Genomic DNA, 18,929 nt, shown 5'->3' on the forward strand with positions numbered 1-18,929 from the left:
TCATCAACACTAAAAGAGTTCATGAAATCGCCGATTTAGCTGATCTCATGAACCCTTTTACTTGAAAAAATATTAAATTAAAACTCGTTTCTTACCAAATTCCGATAACTTTCGTCCACAATGTTCCTACGCCAAGCCAAATCACCATGTAAACTAAGCCCAATACGAAGTTCATCTTCCACCATTCACCTTGAGTAACGTACTTTGAGCCAAAGTAAATCGGGGCTGGTCCTGATGCATAGTGAGTTGTAGATCCAACAAGATTACCGAAAAATCCAAGCATTAAGGCTGCCAGCAACGGTGGGACACCAGCGGCGATCGATACACCGAGCAATGCAGCATACATTGCGCTGACATGTGCTGTAGCACTGGCAAACATATAGTGACTATAAAAGTAAATTAAAATAACCAGCAGTAAGACCAAGAACCAATTCATATTACCCAAACCGCTGACGATCAACTTACTAAACCATGGAATAAAACCTAATTTATTCAGTTGAATTGCCATCATCACAAGGACTGAGAACCACGTTAATGTATTCCATGCACCGGTTTCCTTTAGAACATCTTGCCAATTCAATACACCTGTTAACAACAATAGTCCCAAAGCAACAAACGCTGTAGTCGTTGCATCGATTCCGGTTAGACTACCGGTCATCCACGAAATAAGCGCTAAGATAAAGATCCCTGTCATAATTTTTTCAGAGATAGAAAATTTGCCCATTTCTTTCAGCTGATCATCAGCCCATTTTTTGGCATTGGGAGTCTCTTTAATTTTTGGCGGGTACATTTTATAAATCAAAAAAGGTATCAATATTAAAGAAATAATACCAGGTACTAAGGCTGCCAAAAACCAAGACATCCAGCTGATGTTAACTTTTGCATCTCCAGCAAATGCTTGGGCCAGTGGATTACCAGCCATCGCTGTCATAAACATTGCTGACGTAATAATATCCCCATGGTATTCTGCAAAAACTAAGAATGATCCAATTTTCTTCCGCGATTCATCATCATCGGACTTTGACCCAAATGCATCCGCTAAGGATTGAATAATTGGAAACACAACACCGCCGGCACGTGCTGTATTACTTGGCGTTGCGGGAGCCAACACCAAATCAACACCAATAATAGAATACGCTAAATTCAATGTTTTCTTGCCAAACAAGGAAACAAAATTTAACGCGATCCTTCGTCCCAAGCCGGTTTTAATAAACCCACGTGAGATGAAGAACGCCATTGCAATCAACCAGATACTGCTATTACCAAAACCAGCAACTGCCGTATCGATATCTACAACTTTAGTAAGAGTCAAGATCACAAAACCAATGATCGAAACCGCGCCGATCGGCAAAGGTTGAGTAATACATCCTACGATCGTTGCCAGAAAAATCGCAAACATTCTCCACGCCGCAACAGATAAAGCTGCAGGACGTAATGGAGTACAGAACCACAAAACTAATCCGATCAAGACCGGCCAAAAAAATTTTTTATACTGTTCCTTACTCAATAACACATATATCACCTTTCCTCGTGATAATTCTTTGTTATTTTGACCAGTGAACTTGTTTCAATAATGACCTAAGTTTTAACAAGTTTTCAATTTTTAGAAAAAACAGCCCAGCTAATGAACACATTTTCTTTCAAGAAAAAACTGTGTATAAAAATCAGTATTACTTGCCGCTTAAATTATCTTAAGTAGTCCGATACCTTGCAAAAAAATACACTGTCTTAATTAGCCGCTTAAGCCTTATCTCTTTTTAATAGCTATAGATACTTGGCATAGCTCACGATCAAACTAAAATTTATTTCAAACTCGCCAAGTATTTATATGCTTGTTGTCCAGTTTGACGACCAAAAACAACAGTTTCAGCAATTGAATTACCACCGATCCGGTTGTTACCATGCAAACCGCCGGCAACTTCACCACCGGCGAATAAGCCGGCGATCGGAGTACCTGCTTTAGTTAAGACATGTGACTTAGCATCGATCTTAAGTCCACCCATTGTATAGTGGACCGCCGGAGCAATATGAATTGCTTCATAGCCGCCATGGTCGATCGTGCGCTCCATGCCTGAGTCCCGTCCGAAATCACTATCTTTGCCAGCTGATACAGCTTTATTCCAACTAGCAACTGTTGCTTGTAATTTGTCAGGATCGACTCCAATATTTTGCGCTAAATCGGCCAGAGAATCTCCATGTTTAACCAAACCAATGTGATCATAAAAGTTAATAGCCGGCACGTTTTCACGAATACCAGAATCATAGATCAAATAAGCACTCTTTTCTGGCAATGCATTGATAGCATTTGTCACATTTTTACGTGTATCTAATTCATTCACAAAACGTTCACCTTGGGAATTAACTAGAATTGCCCCTTCACCACGAGTTGCTTCACCAATCAAATAAGCATGACCTGTGTCTTGTTGAACAGTTGGATGAACTTGGATCTGATCCATGTCAACGAGTCCCGCACCGATCTCAGTGGCTAATTTAATTCCATCGCCGGTTGCCCCGACCTGATTAGTTGTTTCATAACCATCGAGGTCTGGCCGATATTTTTTGATCAATTCTTTGTTGGCCCCAAAACCACCAGTGGCTAAAATAATTGACTTCGCACTAATTTTCTTACTTTCATCATTTGGTAATTTAACGTTTAATCCGGTGATCTGCCCATTATCAGCTAACAACTGATCAACTGTGACTTTTGCAAATAACGGAATTTCTTCTTTTTCGATTTGTTTTAAGAGTTCCGTTACCAAATATCCGCCGATTGCTGCTTTGCTAGCAGGCCGGTGAGTCCGTTTGATCTTCATTCCACCCGTGATCGTAATATCATTCAAAACAATTCCACGATCAGCCAACCAGTCAATGGCTAATGCACCATGAGAAGTAAAATATTCCAACATTTCTTTGTTATTTAAGCCGCCTCCGCCTTTGAGAGTTTCCTGATAAAAATCTCCAAAGCTGTCAACGATATGATGCTGCAATTGAAAATCCGTTTCAGCCGCATTCATTCCTGAAGAAGCACGGTTCGTGTTTCCGCCCATTCTGTCCATTTTTTCCAAAATAACTGGTGAAAGTCCTAATTCTTTCGCTTGTAATGCTGCAACCATCCCAGTTCCGCCTGAACCGATGATCACTAAATCATAATTGTCTTTTAATTCTGTTAAATCTGTTGGCTTAAAAATATATTTGGCCATTTTTAATTTCACTCCCTTAAAAGTAGGAATCCTTTTAGTCGGGTTCCGTGCAGCAGAAAGTTTCGCCTATCCAACTTCCGCTTTACAGCGCCAAAAACACGCTATAATGCAGAAGCCCGATAATGCTCTCTTTCTAATCGCTCCACCCCACCCTGTTTTTTTAGTCGAGTTCCGCAAACCAAGAGATTCCGCTTATCCAACCTCAGACTAACAGCGCAAATCCACGCTATCAGCCTAAGGTCCGATAATGTTCGTCTCTTCCCAGTTTGCTCCACCTTGTTTTTAAATATTCGTCATCTTCAATGGATCTACCCATTCGTCAAACTGTTCCTCTGTCAGTTTGCCTGATGCTAACGCTGCTTCTTTCAGCGTCGTACCATTCTTATCTGCTTCTTGGGCAATTTTTGCACTGTCATGATAGCCAATATGTGGCGACAGGGCCGTAACAGTCATCAATGAATTTTTGACCAACTCAGTCATTCTTTCTTCATTGACCGTCAAACCATGGATCATTTTGTCGGCAAACCCAGTGATCGTTCCTCTTAACAAATCAGCTGACTCAAGGAATGCCTGAATCAGTACTGGTTTGTACACATTCAACTGGAAGTTTCCTTGTGAAGAAGCCATGCTAACGACAACATCGTTTCCAATAACCCGAACCGCAGCCATCGTAATTGCTTCAGCTTGTGTTGGGTTGACTTTACCTGGCATAATGGATGAACCTGGTTCGTTGGCTGGGATATTCAATTCGCCATAGGCTGCACGCGGACCGCTAGCTAAGAAACGAACATCATTAGCGATCTTCATGCAATCTGCAGCCAATGTTTTCATTGCACCGTGAACAACATTCAAACCGGAGTGGGCTTCCAACCCATAAAATTTATTTGTATCTGCATTGAACTTCATTCCATAGATCTCGCTCACTTTTTCTGCGATGTCTGCAGCAAAATGCGGATCTGCGTTTAAACCTGTTCCGACAGCTGTTCCGCCCATTGGGAATTCCAGTAAAGTATCATCTAATTTTTTCAAATATGCCAGATCATGTTCTAACATGCTGACCCAACCGCTAACTTCCTGTCCAAATGTCAGGGGCGTTGCATCTTGTAAATGTGTCCGACCAACTTTAACGACTTGCCAATATTTCTCTTGTTTGACCTTTAATTCATCGATCAAATGGCTAACTGCTTTTTCTAAGTCTAAAACTGCTACACTAGCTGTCATGTTCATTGCAGTTGGGAAAATATCATTTGAACTCTGTCCTCGGTTAACATCATCATTAGGCAGGATTTCTGTTCCGTCACCCAATTTAGTTGCCAAATGAGCAACTACTTCATTAACATTCATATTCGTTTGAGTACCTGAACCAGTTTGGTAAACTTTAAGCGGAAAATCAGCACGCAATTTTTCATCAGATAGATCTAGTAAAGAATCTACGGCTTTTATAATAGGCTGTGTTTTTTCCTGAGGCAATTGCCCTTCTTTTTCATTTGACTGGGCTGCAGCTTTCTTGATCTGCAAAAGTGCCTTAATGATTTCTAATGGAATATAGCTGCCTGTTGGGAAATTATTTCTACTCCGTTCAGTTTGGGGCCCCCACAGTGCAACAGCAGGTATTTCAACCTTTCCGAGTGTATCTTCTTCGATTCTAATATCCTTAGCCATAATACTTGACCTCCTATAATGTCTTATATTACAAAACAACAAAATCAGAATTTATTCGTGATCACGTTTTGCCTTTTCCAATAAAAGCTGACTGGTTCAAATTTCATGTGTTAAAAGATTCACATAAATTTTTAAAAAAATACAATAGGTACTCCTTTCTTTACATCTTCATGATAGTAGCAGAAATTCAGTATAGTCAAACATGGCAGGGGTTATAATTTTAATTTATAACATTGATGAGACAAGTAATTCCCAGGCTATTTTATACAAAAACTTTTATGCGATAAAAATAATTATTGATTTCACAATAAAAAAGCCAAAAGAATCTCTTCTCTTGACCTAATCAGCTATTATGCACCTTATCTTTAATTTTTAATAATTGTGTGACCAGTTCCCATTCTCGTTCTTTCAAAAGATAATTTTTTCTAGTAACTATCGAAATGTTGAACTTCTCGGCAAAAACATCCGTTAAAGGAGTACATTTTAGCTGATCTCCTAATGCTACAGCATCTCCAACCAACAATGCGATCCCCGAATTTTGTTCAACCATTCTCTTCAAAATTGAGATGCTTTGAGTTTTAAAAATAATATTGGGAGTAAAGCCCGCTTCATTAGAATAATGTTCTAAAACTTGGCGATGAATAAATTTACTGTCTAATGTAATAAATTTTTCGTCCTTAAGGTCTGAGAAAGATACTTTTTCATAGTCTTTTAACCAATGTTTATTTGAAGAAATGATTGCAAAATCGCGCCAGGTGATCTGTGTCGCAACAAGGCGCGAATCATTGAATGGTGAGTAACTGCCCAGCAACGCAATATCTATTTTCCCGCTCAAAAGGTCCTGTGTTAGTTGCTCAGAGCCTGATTCATCCACAACTAAGCTTTGTAGTAGATTATTTTCACTCAGTTCAGGAACAACTAGCGGCAAATACAGATTGCCAATGATTGGCGGTAAGCCAAATCTAATCTTTTCTTGAGAAAAATTATTGATCTCAACTGTCGCCAGGTGCACTTCATTCAAAATTTTGATTGCATGTTCATATAAGATTTTTCCTGAAGAAGTTACTTGCAAAAAATTTTGTGAGTGATCTCGCGAAACAAGTTGAGTTTGCAGGCTGTTTTCCAAACGTTTGATCGCCAAAGTCACCGTTGGCTGTTTGACATTAAAATGCTTGGCTGCTTCGGTGAAACTGCCGACTTTACACAAATAACAAAAATAGTTTAAATCATTTAATTTCATTCTGAACCTCCGGTAAATCGGGCAGATACTGAGTGGTAACAATTCTTTACAAAAACTGTCATTTCAGAGTTATCAGACAAAGATACCTGATTTGCAGAAACTAACTACCGTAACAAAAACATCAACTAAGAGTATTGTAGCAAAATTACACCTCATTAAAACAATTTATTCCCATGCAATGATAAAAAATACTTTCCCCTATCTTAAACGATAAAGGAAAGTATTTGTTAATTATTCTGACAGGCACTCTTATTTAGTACGTTAAACCATGAGACACTACATTTCCGGTGAGATCATAACTTTAACTTGAGATTTGTCATTTTGTAATGATTTGATCCCTTCAACAGTCTCGTTCAGAGGGATCTTCTTAGTGATCATTTTCTTAAAAGTTTCCTGATTACTATTGATAATTTGAATAACTATTGGAAAGGCATTTTCGTACCCCAGTGTTGTATGGATGTTATGTCCCTTCATAATTGCGCCATTAATATCAAGGTCGATCGATTTTCCAAATAAAGCATCCACTTGAATTACCCCTGTAGCAGTCGTGATCTGAGCGGCCGTGTCAAATGTAGCTTGTACTCCAGCACATTCAAAAGAAATATCAACACCATCCGGCAGGTCTTCGTGAATTTTTTTAACCACATCATCTTTAGTTGGGTTCAGCGTATTTTCGATCCCAACTTCTTTTGCTTTAGCAAGACGAACATCTGAAACATCTGAAATATAAACTTTTGTTGCTCCAGCAATTTTAGCCAAAATAGCTGTACATAAACCAATTGGACCAGCACCCATAACAGCAACTGTTTGTCCTTCAATCAAGCCGCTACGTTTGATACCCTCATAAGCGACAGCTGTTGGCTCAGCCAAGGCTCCTAGATCAAAGCCCATTTCATCTGGCAATTTATGTGCAAATTTAGCTTCAACATTAGCATATTCAGCCATTCCGCCGTCGCCTGAAACGCCGATAAAGTTGCCGCTCCCATCAGGACCAACAGCATTCAAGCAATAATTGTACAATCCTTTCATACAATTACGACAGTGACCACAAGACAGAATTGGTTCAACCGCGATGCGATCGCCAACTTTAACGTTCTTCACATCTTGACCGACTTTAACTATCTGACCAGAAAATTCATGCCCCTCAATGATTGGAACTGTCTTACCAGTTAAAGGATTCTTTTCATATGGTAAGGAAAGTCCCTCTGCATACATATGAATATCACTACCGCAAATTCCTACAAACTTAACTTTAATTTGAACTTGATCATCTTTAGGTTCAGGAATTTCAACGTCTTCGATCCGAATATCTTGTTTGCCATAAATTCTTGCTGCTTTCATTACTGTACTGCCCCTTTCTATATCTATATGGACAATTTATCACGTCAATGAAACCGCTGTCAATAAGAATTATCTCTTATCCATTTAAAATATAGGCCTTTAATCTTATCAAATAGACATTGGTTCTACCTTTTCATTAAGTACCCATAATTGATGACCAAAATACAAACTACCATCATTCATCAAAAGTGATGAAGACCACATTTATTTTTCAAAAAATTGCTGGTAAATTATCAATAATAATTATGGAACACTTCAGAACGTCAGGATCCTTCTTTTTACTAACATTTCATCTTGATTTCTTCCTGTTCAGTACCAATAACTTCACTAGCGTCATCCACCTTCATTCAACCCATTTTTGTAAATAATCTAAAGACTCTGTACTATATACATCTATCCAGTTAATGAGCATTTTAAACAATTACTTCCAATTAATTTCCCAAAAATATTTTAAGGTTCACAAAGGTAAGATTTAATACATAGTATATGACGTGAGCGCAGTGGTTTTTTACGACGCTGGTGCAAATGCGCCAAGCTAGGTACTTAAAGATGCAGTTAAGGAAACAATTGAAGAAAGCCGAAAATGATTTTCTCACATTAAATAACACATGACTTCCCAATGTACTAGCGGGAAGCCATGTGTTATTTAGTTAGTATGCTAATTAAGAATTTAGTTCTTAATTAAGTTACCTATTACTACTTTAATGCTTCAACGATCTGTTCTTCCATTTTTTCTGGCTTAGTTACTGGAGCATAACGATGAATCAATTTTCCATCCCGACCAACTAAAAACTTGGTGAAATTCCATTTGATCTTGCCATTCCCAGAAGAATCTTTCAAATAGGTGAATAAAGGATCCTCATCTTCACCATTGATCACTACACGTTTTGTCATTGGAAAAGTAACTCCGTAGTGACGCTGACAATAATCACTGGTCTCTTCATCCTCGCTTAATTCTTGATGAAATTGGTTAGAAGGTAATCCTAAAACTTCCAACCCTTGAGCATGATACTTTTTATACAATCCTTCAAGGGCTTCTAATTGCGGTGCCAAGCCACATTTGCTGGCAGTATTAACTATGATCACCACTTTACCTTGGTAGTCTTCCAAGTTAATTTCTTGCCCACTCATTTCTGTTTCTTTAAAATCATAGATCGTATTCATGTTATTCATCCTTTCCATAATAACTTCATACAAAGCGCAGTTTTCTAGGTCACGCACACATAAGATCAGTCGTCCAAAGTAATTTCGCTAATTTGTATACTTTCTTTACCTAAGCAGACCTTACTATATTTTGGGGATCAGCTAACGCCGCAACATACTGATAAGCTGCCTGCCCAGCAACTCCGCCATCTCCCGTTGCAGTCACTACCTGACGCAATTCCTTTTGGCGAACATCTCCAACTGCAAAAATTCCAGGGACAGAAGTCTCCATCCTCTCATTAGTGAGGATCCAGCCATTTTCATCTGTAATACTTAAGTTTTTGAATGGTTCACTCATCGGTTCAAGACCAACGTAAATGAAAACACCTGAGGTATCAAGTTCAAATGGTTTTTGAGTTTTATTATTGATGCCTTTAACACTGGTAACTTTATTATCGTCTCCAACAATTTCTCGAACATTACTACTCCAAACAAAATCAATTTTTTCGTTTCTAAATGCACGATCCTGTAAAATTTTTTGCGCACGCAATTGATCACGCCGATGAATGATCGTAACTTTATCAACTAAATGTGTTAAATACTCACCCTCTTCAATTGCAGAATCACCGCCACCAACTACTACAACGTTTTTTCCTCTGAAAAAGGCACCATCACAAACTGCGCAATTAGAAACGCCTCGTCCACGATATTTTTCTTCTCCAGGAACATCTAAGTTACGGTATTTAGATCCTGTACTGATGATCAATGCCTTAGTTTCATAATCATCTTCATCAGTTTTGATAACCTTATAGCTGCCCTTATCAATTACACCTTGTACAGTTCCATAAGCATAATCCGCACCAAACCGAACAGCGGAGTCATACATTTTTTGTGACAGGTCTGGTCCAAGGACCGAATCAAAACCTGGGTAATTTTCAATTTCTGCTGTATTATTCATCTGTCCGCCGTAGACTCCGCGATCCAAGAGCAAAACAGACAAGTTTGCCCGCGAAGCATATAAGGCGGCAGTTAAGCCAGCTGGACCAGCACCCACTACGGTGACATCATATTTTTTAACCATTTGATCGCATCCTTAATATAAAAACTTACTTTTGCTGGATAGTTCATACAAAATCAGTCTTGCACGATTATTTTAGTATGACATACCAAGTAACGTAGCAAAATGCAACCCATTGGGCTTATATTCAACCTATGCTCTTACCTCGCTTAGCATATCTAATGTGTTAATACTATTGAAATTTGTATTTAGCAGCTTCAAAAATGTTAGTAACTACTTTTATTAAATATCACACTTCTGAAGTAGGCTTTCTATCGCGACCCTAAAAACACAAATTTTCTCGACAGACAATGTTGCTTACAATCATTTTCCAAGTAAATTATATTGAAAATGAATTCACAATATGCTACTTTTAAGCTAAATGAAAATCGTTCTCAATTATATTTAAAGAAGGAAAAATGATGGCGACTCTTTTAGAAGGTACAACCCAACAAAAATACATTATTACTAAAGTAACAGGAGACCATGCACTAACTACGAGATTAGCCGAATTAGGCCTAAGAGTCGGAAAAATGGTCACTGTAGTTAATTCTGCTAATAGCGGAAGCGGGTTAGTAATTTATCTTACAGGCCAACGTTTAGCCATCAGCCAATCAATGGCTGAAAAAGTTACAGTTACCCCCCTAGATAAACCACAAAATATACCTACATTACCCCTAACAGATATGCCAATTCATAGTTCGTGCGTGGTTTTTCAACTAATAGGTGATAAAGCCGTGCGTAAACGTTTAATGGATATGGGACTAACCCGTAACACACTTATTCAGATCTACCATGTCGCTCCTTTAGGTGACCCGATCGAATTACAGGTGCGTGGCTATAAGCTTAGCATTCGTAAACGCGATGCAGCAAATATCTTAGTAAAGGAATTGCAATTATGAGTGTAATTGCGCTTGCGGGAAATCAGAATAGTGGAAAAACAACCTTATTTAACGAATTAACAGGGGCAAGTCAGTATGTAGGTAACTGGCCAGGCGTGACCGTTGAGAAGAAAATGGGCCATTTAAAAAGCAACAAAAATTGATGTTCCTTGATTTGCCAGGTGTCTATTCACTTTCTCCTTATACTTTAGAAGAACGAATTTCGCGCAAATATCTTATTGGACAACCGCCAGACTTAATTTTAGATGTTTTAGACAGTACGAACCTGGAACGTAATCTATATTTATCATTGCAACTAATGGAAACTGGCTTGCCAATGGTTCTTGCTTTAAACATGAAAGACTTGCTAAAAAAACAAGGTCGTACTATCAATTTGAAAAAAATGGAATATTTACTTTCGTTGCCAGTCGTTTCTTTAAGTGCAGTCAAAAAGGAAAATGTTCCAGATTTGATCAAGCAAATCCAAAAGTCCGCTAAAGAACCGCCAAAATATCCTTATCCCGAATATGATGATCGCCTAGAGTCTGCTCTAACAATGATCAGCCAGCAGATTCAAAGCTATGTCACACCTTCGAAATTGCGCTGGTATTCTATCAAGTTTTTTGAACGCGACGAAGAGATCCAACAAGAAATCAAACTGAGTATCCAACAACAGCGAGAAATCGAAGATATTATCAAAACTGCTGAAGAGATCTTTGGGGATTCAAGCGATAGTATCATTGTCAATGCACGCTATGACTACGTTGCTCAGATCATGGCAATGTGCGTAATTGATCGCAACGATTTTCAAATAAGCGTTAGTGATCAGATCGATCGGATAGTTACTAATAAGTGGCTGGCATTACCGATTTTTGTGTTAGTCATGTGGCTGGTATATTATCTACCGATTGGGTCAATGATGTTTTATTCGGTAAATGGCTCCCAGATATTGTTGGTGGTCTCTTGAGCAGTTGGCACGTAGCCGCATGGATGACAGGACTGATCATTGATGGGATCATCGGAGGCGTTGGTTCTGTACTTGGCTTTGTACCGCAGATCATGATGTTGTTTTTATGCTTAGGCATTTTGGAAGATTGCGGCTATATGGCTCGAATTGCTTTCGTGATGGATCGGATCTTTCACCGTTTCAATCTTTCGGGCAAATCTTTTATCCCGATGCTGATCTCAACAGGTTGCGGTGTCCCTGGAATCATGGCCACACGAACGATCGAATCTGAAAAAGATCGCAAAATGACGATCATGTTGACTACTTTCATGCCCTGCTCAGCTAAATTAACCGTGATCGCAATGATTTCCGGAACATTTTTTCCTGGTCAAAGTTGGGTTGCTCCTTCAGCTTACTTTCTTGGCATGCTGGCAGTAGTTGGTTCCGGAATTTTTTTGAAGAAAACTCGGATGTTCTCTGGTCCGCCGCAACCATTTGTCATGGAATTGCCTGCATATCATTTGCCGCGTCCCGGCAATATCTTACATTACGTCTGGAGCAGGAGTAAGAGCTTTGTCCAAAAAGCCGGTACGATCATCTTTGCTTCCTGTGTGTTGATCTGGTTTCTATCTTCTTTTAACTGGCAAATGCATATGGTCGATCAAAATCACAGCATGTTAAAGACTATCGGCAGCGTGCTTGCACCTGTCTTTGCCCCACTTGGCTTTGGAGATTGGCGTGCTACCGTAGCTGTCATTGCCGGTTTGATTGCCAAGGAGAATTGCGTAGGAACGTTGCGCTTAGCATTCGGCAGCAACTCAGCACAATCATTTGCCCAAGTTCTCAATAGTACTTTTAGCCCGATGGCCGGTTATGCCTTTTTGGTTTTCAACTTATTGTGTGCCCCCTGTTTTGCAGCTATCGGTACGATGTATAAAGAATACGGCGATAAAATGTGGACCTTTCGGGCAGTGTTCTACCAGACAAGTCTGGCATATATAACTGCCCTTTCAATTTATCAATGTTGGCTGATTTTGACAGGCAGTTTTACAGGGCTCAATATTTTATACGCAATCATTGGCTTATCTATTGTCATATATGGTTTAATGATCAAGAAAGATAAACCTGTGGAAAAAAATGAAGCGTTGATTTAAGTAAACTTTGCAAAACCTCACTGAAAGAAGGCGCTAAAATGATAGCAACGATAATTTTAGGCATTTTGATTTTTGGTTTTTTTGCATATGTAGTTTACAAAAAATTCATCAAGAATCATGGCGCTGCTGATTGTCATTCTTGTGATGACATTGGTTGTCCTTTAGCAGATGCTGCCAAAATGAACAAAAAAAGATAACAAACTCAAAAATGATTCAGTCTGATAAAACTTTCATCAAACTGAATCATTTTTTAGGCTTAAATTTACCTTGAGGCTCATTATTCTATCAGAAAACAGATTATTGCTTTGTAATTCCAATCATGATTGCTCCAATCACAACTAAGGCTAAGCCCCATAACGTGTATTTCATTTCACGATGTGATCTCAACTCGTGCAATACCCAAATTCCACCAAGTGTTGCTACGACAACATTTAATTGTGATAAAGTAAATCCTACGGCAACACCATTCATCTGGTTACTAAATAATAGTCCAATATTAGCAATACCGAAACAAATCCCAGTCAACATGTTCTGCCACGTTTTCTTGCCAAACATTTCATTTCCCTTTTGGAAAGAAGATAGAATCATTACTCCAACCATCATTGCAATTGACTGCGGTAGTAAAACATCCCAACCATTGAGATGAAATACTTGTGGAAAGACTGCGTATCCTGCCATGCCTAGAGTGGAAATCGCCAAAACAAGCATCCCCAGCTTAACGTTTGAACCCTGATCTTCACTGCTTTGATGATCTTGAATCGTGGTCAAAGTTACCCCTAGGATAATAATAGCTAGTGCTGGTACCCCTAGCCAATATTGCCAACCATGAGTCCACTCCTTCAATAAAATAGCTCCCAGTAGTGTCGTAACAACCAATTGTTCTCCAGTACTGATCGGCATTGCTTTAGAAACACCGATCAGATCAAACGATTTAACCTGCAAAATTTGGCCGACACTCCAGCATAGTCCACTCAAAATGGCTCCCCATAGTAGATTAGCAGTCAATTCTGGTCGATAGAACAAAAAAGCAACAACTCCAAATAAAACTGTCGTAAACGTCATACCTAGCGTTTTATTAGTGTACTTGCCACCAATCTTTTGCATAACGATTGATTGTAACCCCCAACCCAAAGCAGGTATCAATCCAATTAAAATCCCCATATTAATCTCTCCAGTCATTTAGTTAATGTTTTCACAAATAATAACAATTAAAATGGACAAAATAAACTCTATCTCATCCACTATTAACTAATTTTTATTTATATAGATATGGCTTAGTAATCAGTTCCACTTTTTCTGGCACTCCTGTAACCCTAGACTTGATCAAAGCATCAGACGTGACACAAGCTGCATATCCATCCCAAGCGCTAGGACCAACCAGTTTTCCATCCGAGATAGAATTTGCCCATTCAGTGAATTCCGTATCGTAAGAATCAATAAAACGAGTTGCCCAATCATTGCCTAGCTGATAATGCTTACTTTGTTTAGTCCGTTTAACTACGGATGCTGGATCAGGTAAATTCAAAGTCCCGTCTTCACCGACTACCTGGCATTGAACATCGTAGGCATAGGCACCATCTGTTTGAACTTCCACATCGATTATTTGCCCAGAACGTGTCTTGAACATCACTAATTGCGGGTTGAGCCAGTCTCCGTTAGTCCGCTTGCTTTGTTTAACCTTCAAAACTTGGACTTCATCGTATTCTTCCGCTAAAAGCCACCGAGTAATATCAATTTCATGAATCGCTACACGGGTGATTGCATAGTCTGTTTTAAAGCCAAGCGCCTGAGAAATATTGCGATGCGCGCTATGAATCATCAACGGTTCGCCAATCTCACCGTTTTCTATCGCTTGCTTGATTCCACGATATCCGTTATCGAAACGACGATTAAATCCAACTTGAATCAACCGATGGCCCAAAGCTACTTCCTTTTCTACCATTTTCGCACATTCGTCAGCCGTTAATGCCAGAGGTTTTTCACAAAAAACATATTTATCTTTTTTCAAACAGTCCATGACATAACCTGAATGTGTATCATCAGTTGAAGTAACTAAAACTGCATCAATATCATCACTTTGGATCAATTCTTCCCCACTCGCAAAACTTTGAGCATCATATTTTTCTGCCATTTCATCGGCAACATCTTTAAAATAATCATAAACACCTACAACCTTAGTTTGGGGCACAATGTTTGTCAGACGATTCATGTGCTCTTTACCAATTGCGCCGCAACCAATAATACCGACCCTAATTTGGTTTCTTTCCATTCTAAAAACCTCCCACAAAAAGATGCATGGTGATACTTAATTCATGTAAATTAACAAAAAACATTGTTTACGTACTGATATCACTCTATGCTAACTACAATTATAAGCCTGGATTATTCATAATTTTACCTTGAGGTNGTACTAACTAAAAAATTACCACGATATTTGACAATATGATGAATAGCCAAGTATATTTCTCGAATATCAAATTTTTTATCTTCCGTCATTAGTGCTTTTCTCAAATGATAAATTGTCGGATATTTAGCATAAAAGGCTGTATCTGTTTCATTAGGAAACAATATTGATCCAATAAATTTTTTATTGGTATCTTTTGGTGAGATATTAGAACTCTTTAGTCTGGCTAAAAAGTATGGATCTGCCTTAGCTATGTATGGAGCAAATATTTCCTCTAACAGACCTAAGCGCCATTTACGGCGTCCCAGTCTTCTTCGGGTAGTTCTAAACTGGCGTCTCTCAGCCGCTGTCTCTCCTTCCTCAAATAATCTCACACCAATATAATTTTTCCCCTTGACCCTAGCCAACTTATTAAACTCATCTGTTACGGCAAAGCCAATTGATGAAGTACCAATGTCCAACCCTATGTTGTAATTTTCATTTTTCAATATATAATCCCCCTTTTTAAGTAAAAGTAATTTTTAATAATTTGTATCCTTTCTATATTAAACCTGAATTATTCACAATTTTTCTTTAAGCGCTTTTCTTGGTTATCAGTGTGCTACTGCTGCTCTTTTTTTCTTTCACCTGTTGGGTGTACAAAAAGAGCACATCCTATGCTATTGTTAAGTCAACCAAAACCACAAAGAACAGGAGTGTTCCCTATATTGACTCTACATCATGAACGATTTTTATTCAATAAACAGATCAAAATTTCTAATGACAGCGGTGAATTGGCGAATGATGCCAGAGCTTTGTTGATTGCTGTGTTCCTACACCAGGTCCACTTTGACCAGCTGTTAAGGGATAACTTGTGCTTCAAGGATGGGCACAAGTATCGTACGTTTCCCTTGAACGATTTATTCAAGCAGTTGCTGTTTCAATTACTGACGGAGTACCACCAAGATCAGTCGGCTAATGCCTTGTCACATAATTTCAACTTGAGCTTATCTTAAGCTGTCGCTCCACAACCGATACTGTCACGCTTTATCAACTATATTTCAGCGTCCGGCTTCTTCTCCCCCGTCAAAGTTCGATAGCTCACTGCCCCTCCATTGCGCCCAGACAATTGCTATACGTCTCAAGGCACAACTAAATTCTTAATAATAATCTATATCTTCACTATCCCGCAAATTTCTGTTTTGTTTTACACTTTGTTGCTGTTTCCTTAAAATACTCCTTAAGTATACACTTCTCCAAAACTTTATTATGTCGTCAAAAATAATCAAATGATGATTTATCCAGATATCAACTATAGCAACTTGTAAAGTTGCTAAATCACCATTCTGCACCGTACTTAGCATTGGATGAAACCTGGTATACTTCAAAAAAATTTGGTCTTGATAATCTTCAAAAATATCACTCACATTGAATGATGAACATAAAAAGTGCGCCAGTCGATATGAGCAGTCCGACATAATTCTGTAACTGTAACTGTAATTTTTTCGATCGTTTTATTTCAAACAATTTAAACAAAGCTTTGGTCAGTGACGCTTTAGTTTTAATAACCCGTTGATCCATTTTCCACCTTCCTTTAAGTTAATGCTCACTTTTTTGCTATCAGTATTATACTAATGCACAGGTCAAGTATTTGACTTGCAAAAACCCTCGTTTGTATTTAAGTCCCCTGAAACAAGAATTTCCCCATAGTCAACTTAGACAGTCCCTCACTGAAAAGCGTGATATGCTGCTAAACCCACTATGCCTGATTCTTAGCCGTTTCACTGAGCTCTGTTTTTAAAGGAGGAATGTTCTATTTGGAATTTTGTTAACGGAATCTTTGCGACTTATCATGGCACAGGTTATTCTCTGCAAGATTTTGTCACGACCTTCGATCCAGCGCAAACTCTAATTTTATCAAGGTGTTGCTTGTTGCTGGATCAACCTTGCAATCGATTCAATGGAGATTTTTGTTTTAGCCACTGCTTCATATGCAGTTGGCGGACTACGAGCCTTCACATTTGCTTCATGAGCCGAAGTTGTTTGGATATTATTTGAAGTCTATAACTTGATCAAATGTGTCTACTTAAACGCCAAGAAATCTGGGGCGACATTACGACTAAAGGCGCCTGGCAGCGTATATTCAGCTGGGTCGTGGTAATAATTGGAACGGTAAACCTCTTCCGGATATTCATGAATGACCCCACCATGTTCAAATAGTATATTTTCATTAATATTTTAATTGGTATCCTGCCGAAACTTTATTGAAAAAAAAAAGCGGCACTCGGATCGAAGTTTCCTGGAGCTTAGCGATCATGATCTTACTTTGGGACAGTCGCCAACCAATATGTGGGCATCTGTTAGTCCTTACTTCACTTTCGCCAATAACCCATGGTTCTACGTAATCGGCATAATCTCCATTTTCTTTGCTTGTCGTGCTTTTTGGGTATTAAAGAAATTGCCGCCAAAACCAAAAACTTTGTCAAACGGTAAAAAAACTATTTGGTAAAAACAAAGTGAGCTAACTCGATTTTCACAAATCTTGTTAGCTCACTTTTACTTTATTATATTACTGGGTAGCCTCCACTTAACCATAGTCCTAGACCACCTACGACCAAAACCATCACAATAACCATCCACATAATGCCGATAGAAAATTGACCCTTGGTTTTCTTTCCAAATGCCATTTCGATCAACCCGATCACTAGTATGGCCACTATTATCTTAACAACCGTTAGAACTGGTTTCTCACTCCAAGCATATTTTGTCATGAAAATTCCACTAACGATCAAAACTAAGTAACAAACCCGTGTGACCATCGCCCAAATTTTTGTTTTTTGAGCTGGACTGACCAATCCAATGATCATTGATACTAATAAAATAATTCCAAAAATCAAATGTAACCAAGACATCCCTGCCTATCCTCCTTTAAAAATTTAGTTCACCATATATTATACAATGCCAGCGCAAATACAGGTCTGTTACTTATGGTACGGACTGCCAGAATTGATCATATAAGCACGATAAATTTGCTCTGACAAGACCAAGCGCATCAGTTGATGAGGCAAAGTGAACCTGCCAAATGAGATCTGAGCATTTGAACGTTTCAACACTTCTGGACTTAAACCTAAAGAACCACCGATAACGAATGTAATGTCACTGTGCCCGTATGTCGCTAACGAATCAATTTCCTGTGCGAATTGTTCTGATATCCGCTCTTTTCCTTCGATCGCTAAAGCAAAAACATATTCACGCTCCTTGATTTTAGCCAGGATCCGCTCTCCCTCACGTTCTTTCACGCCTTCCATTTCTGCTTCGCTTAACTTTTCAGGTGCTTTTTCATCAGGAACCTCAACAACTTGGAATTTACAGAACTTGCTCAATCGTTTAGCATATTCCGCAATGCCTTGTTTCAAATATTTTTCCTTTAACTTACCCACACCTATTATCTTGATATTCACACTAAATCACATCCTAATAACAATTTATCCACAAAGTTATCCACAGTATCCACGAGGTTAATCACACCATCTTGGTGCGAACTTATTTTCGTCACTATATTTATTGTTTTCAATTTTTCCTACTTATCCACAGTTATTAACAGTAGATAACAGATTATAATTTTTATAAATTTTCTGGTAAAACATTTTAGAATAGGGCTTAAAACGCTTTATAAAAATTTAAAGATGTTGACTTATCAACAGCTGTCCCCAGGGCTGTGGATAACCTGTGCACAGACTTTTTTCACTTATTTACGTAAAGCTCTTCTTAATTCTTACATTTTTTAACTTTAATTTCAAAAGTTATTAACAGGTCTATTAACAAAATTGTTGATAACTTAGGATATTATAGCGAATACATTTAAATTGGTCCTAATATCTTTCTTGAAAACAAAGTTAGCGTAAAGTATTTGTGGGTGGAA

15 protein-coding genes and 3 pseudogenes are annotated in these 18,929 nt (G+C 38.5%); 6 read left to right on the forward strand and 12 right to left on the reverse strand.

Annotation, left to right across the window (positions count from 1 at the left end):
- Positions 1 to 91: 91 nt before the first annotated feature.
- The 7 genes from FC65_RS01020 to trxB form a co-directional block, all read right to left on the reverse strand.
- Entirely contained in the window at positions 92 to 1,513 is a 1,422-nt protein-coding gene (locus FC65_RS01020; protein ID WP_056971221.1) for an anion permease, read from the reverse strand.
- Between the two features lie 289 nt (positions 1,514 to 1,802).
- Positions 1,803 to 3,200, reverse strand: coding sequence for a flavocytochrome c (locus tag FC65_RS01025; RefSeq protein WP_056971222.1), 1,398 nt, complete (start codon positions 3,198 to 3,200; stop codon positions 1,803 to 1,805).
- Positions 3,201 to 3,482: 282 nt separating this feature from the next.
- Positions 3,483 to 4,862 carry a class II fumarate hydratase gene (locus FC65_RS01030; protein ID WP_056971223.1) on the reverse strand — a complete coding sequence of 460 codons (1,380 nt, stop codon included), beginning with the start codon at positions 4,860 to 4,862 and terminating at the stop codon, positions 3,483 to 3,485.
- Between the two features lie 343 nt (positions 4,863 to 5,205).
- Positions 5,206 to 6,102, reverse strand: coding sequence for a LysR substrate-binding domain-containing protein (locus FC65_RS01035; RefSeq protein WP_056971224.1), 897 nt, complete (start codon positions 6,100 to 6,102; stop codon positions 5,206 to 5,208).
- Positions 6,103 to 6,378: 276 nt separating this feature from the next.
- Complete coding sequence (locus FC65_RS01040) at positions 6,379 to 7,443, reverse strand: 2,3-butanediol dehydrogenase (RefSeq protein ID WP_056971225.1); 1,065 nt, start codon at positions 7,441 to 7,443, stop codon at positions 6,379 to 6,381.
- A gap of 696 nt (positions 7,444 to 8,139) precedes the next feature.
- Positions 8,140 to 8,607 carry a glutathione peroxidase gene (locus tag FC65_RS01045; protein ID WP_056971226.1) on the reverse strand — a complete coding sequence of 156 codons (468 nt, stop codon included), beginning with the start codon at positions 8,605 to 8,607 and terminating at the stop codon, positions 8,140 to 8,142.
- Positions 8,608 to 8,716: 109 nt separating this feature from the next.
- Positions 8,717 to 9,667 (reverse strand): thioredoxin-disulfide reductase, encoded by a 951-nt coding sequence (gene trxB, locus FC65_RS01050; RefSeq protein ID WP_056971227.1) that lies wholly within the window; start codon positions 9,665 to 9,667, stop codon positions 8,717 to 8,719.
- A 398-nt stretch (positions 9,668 to 10,065) separates the two neighbouring features.
- On the opposite strand from trxB, the gene FC65_RS01055 reads away from it, so the two are divergent.
- The 5 genes and pseudogenes from FC65_RS01055 (at position 10,066) to FC65_RS11745 (ending at position 12,821) form a co-directional block, all read left to right on the forward strand.
- Positions 10,066 to 10,545, forward strand: coding sequence for a FeoA family protein (locus tag FC65_RS01055; protein WP_056971228.1), 480 nt, complete (start codon positions 10,066 to 10,068; stop codon positions 10,543 to 10,545).
- Positions 10,542 to 10,948 (forward strand): annotated as a pseudogene (locus FC65_RS12255) (FeoB small GTPase domain-containing protein); the annotation flags it as partial. The gene FC65_RS01055 and the pseudogene FC65_RS12255, both read left to right, overlap by 4 nt.
- Positions 10,949 to 11,080: 132 nt before the next feature.
- The gene (locus tag FC65_RS12260; RefSeq protein ID WP_235803050.1) at positions 11,081 to 11,491 is read left to right on the forward strand and encodes a hypothetical protein; all 411 of its coding nucleotides are present in this window, start codon (positions 11,081 to 11,083) and stop codon (positions 11,489 to 11,491) included.
- Entirely contained in the window at positions 11,410 to 12,624 is a 1,215-nt protein-coding gene (gene feoB / locus FC65_RS12265) for a ferrous iron transport protein B (protein WP_235803048.1), read from the forward strand. Before FC65_RS12260 ends, feoB begins: the two co-directional genes overlap by 82 nt.
- 38 nt (positions 12,625 to 12,662) lie before the next feature.
- Positions 12,663 to 12,821 (forward strand): FeoB-associated Cys-rich membrane protein, encoded by a 159-nt coding sequence (locus FC65_RS11745; protein WP_085898811.1) that lies wholly within the window; start codon positions 12,663 to 12,665, stop codon positions 12,819 to 12,821.
- Positions 12,822 to 12,921: 100 nt separating this feature from the next.
- On the opposite strand, the gene FC65_RS01065 is transcribed toward FC65_RS11745, so the two are convergent.
- The 3 genes and pseudogenes from FC65_RS01065 to cas9 form a co-directional block, all read right to left on the reverse strand.
- Positions 12,922 to 13,785, reverse strand: coding sequence for a GRP family sugar transporter (locus tag FC65_RS01065; protein WP_056971229.1), 864 nt, complete (start codon positions 13,783 to 13,785; stop codon positions 12,922 to 12,924).
- Between the two features lie 94 nt (positions 13,786 to 13,879).
- Positions 13,880 to 14,893 carry a Gfo/Idh/MocA family oxidoreductase gene (locus FC65_RS01070; protein ID WP_056971230.1) on the reverse strand — a complete coding sequence of 338 codons (1,014 nt, stop codon included), beginning with the start codon at positions 14,891 to 14,893 and terminating at the stop codon, positions 13,880 to 13,882.
- A gap of 138 nt (positions 14,894 to 15,031) precedes the next feature.
- A pseudogene (gene cas9, locus FC65_RS01075) lies at positions 15,032 to 15,519 on the reverse strand (type II CRISPR RNA-guided endonuclease Cas9); the annotation flags it as partial.
- Between the two features lie 213 nt (positions 15,520 to 15,732).
- On the opposite strand from cas9, the pseudogene FC65_RS01080 reads away from it, so the two are divergent.
- Positions 15,733 to 16,089 (forward strand): annotated as a pseudogene (locus FC65_RS01080) (transposase); the annotation flags it as partial.
- Positions 16,090 to 17,571: 1,482 nt separating this feature from the next.
- Here the strand turns inward: FC65_RS01080 and FC65_RS01090 are convergent.
- A complete protein-coding gene (locus FC65_RS01090; protein ID WP_010495219.1) occupies positions 17,572 to 17,919 on the reverse strand; it encodes a DUF1516 family protein in 348 nt (115 codons plus the stop codon).
- A 69-nt stretch (positions 17,920 to 17,988) separates the two neighbouring features.
- Positions 17,989 to 18,468, reverse strand: a complete 480-nt coding sequence (gene rlmH, locus FC65_RS01095) for a 23S rRNA (pseudouridine(1915)-N(3))-methyltransferase RlmH (RefSeq protein WP_056971234.1) — start codon at positions 18,466 to 18,468, stop codon at positions 17,989 to 17,991.
- Positions 18,469 to 18,929 lie beyond the last annotated feature (461 nt).

Source organism: Ligilactobacillus acidipiscis DSM 15836, from assembly GCF_001435755.1.
Lineage (GTDB): Bacteria > Bacillota > Bacilli > Lactobacillales > Lactobacillaceae > Ligilactobacillus > Ligilactobacillus acidipiscis.

What these genes read in the sequence shown, in the direction of transcription:
- FC65_RS01070 (WP_056971230.1), bottom strand. Translation starts at nt 14,893, where the DNA reads ATGGAAAGAAACCAAATTAGGGTCGGTATTATTGGTTGCGGCGCAATT.
- FC65_RS01090 (WP_010495219.1), bottom strand. Translation starts at nt 17,919, where the DNA reads ATGTCTTGGTTACATTTGATTTTTGGAATTATTTTATTAGTATCAATG.
- FC65_RS01025 (WP_056971222.1), bottom strand. Translation starts at nt 3,200, where the DNA reads ATGGCCAAATATATTTTTAAGCCAACAGATTTAACAGAATTAAAAGAC.
- FC65_RS01065 (WP_056971229.1), bottom strand. Translation starts at nt 13,785, where the DNA reads ATGGGGATTTTAATTGGATTGATACCTGCTTTGGGTTGGGGGTTACAA.
- FC65_RS01045 (WP_056971226.1), bottom strand. Translation starts at nt 8,607, where the DNA reads ATGAATACGATCTATGATTTTAAAGAAACAGAAATGAGTGGGCAAGAA.
- FC65_RS01055 (WP_056971228.1), top strand. Translation starts at nt 10,066, where the DNA reads ATGGCGACTCTTTTAGAAGGTACAACCCAACAAAAATACATTATTACT.
- FC65_RS11745 (WP_085898811.1), top strand. Translation starts at nt 12,663, where the DNA reads ATGATAGCAACGATAATTTTAGGCATTTTGATTTTTGGTTTTTTTGCA.
- FC65_RS01040 (WP_056971225.1), bottom strand. Translation starts at nt 7,443, where the DNA reads ATGAAAGCAGCAAGAATTTATGGCAAACAAGATATTCGGATCGAAGAC.
- FC65_RS01030 (WP_056971223.1), bottom strand. Translation starts at nt 4,862, where the DNA reads ATGGCTAAGGATATTAGAATCGAAGAAGATACACTCGGAAAGGTTGAA.
- trxB (WP_056971227.1), bottom strand. Translation starts at nt 9,667, where the DNA reads ATGGTTAAAAAATATGATGTCACCGTAGTGGGTGCTGGTCCAGCTGGC.
- FC65_RS01035 (WP_056971224.1), bottom strand. Translation starts at nt 6,102, where the DNA reads ATGAAATTAAATGATTTAAACTATTTTTGTTATTTGTGTAAAGTCGGC.
- FC65_RS12260 (WP_235803050.1), top strand. Translation starts at nt 11,081, where the DNA reads ATGATCAGCCAGCAGATTCAAAGCTATGTCACACCTTCGAAATTGCGC.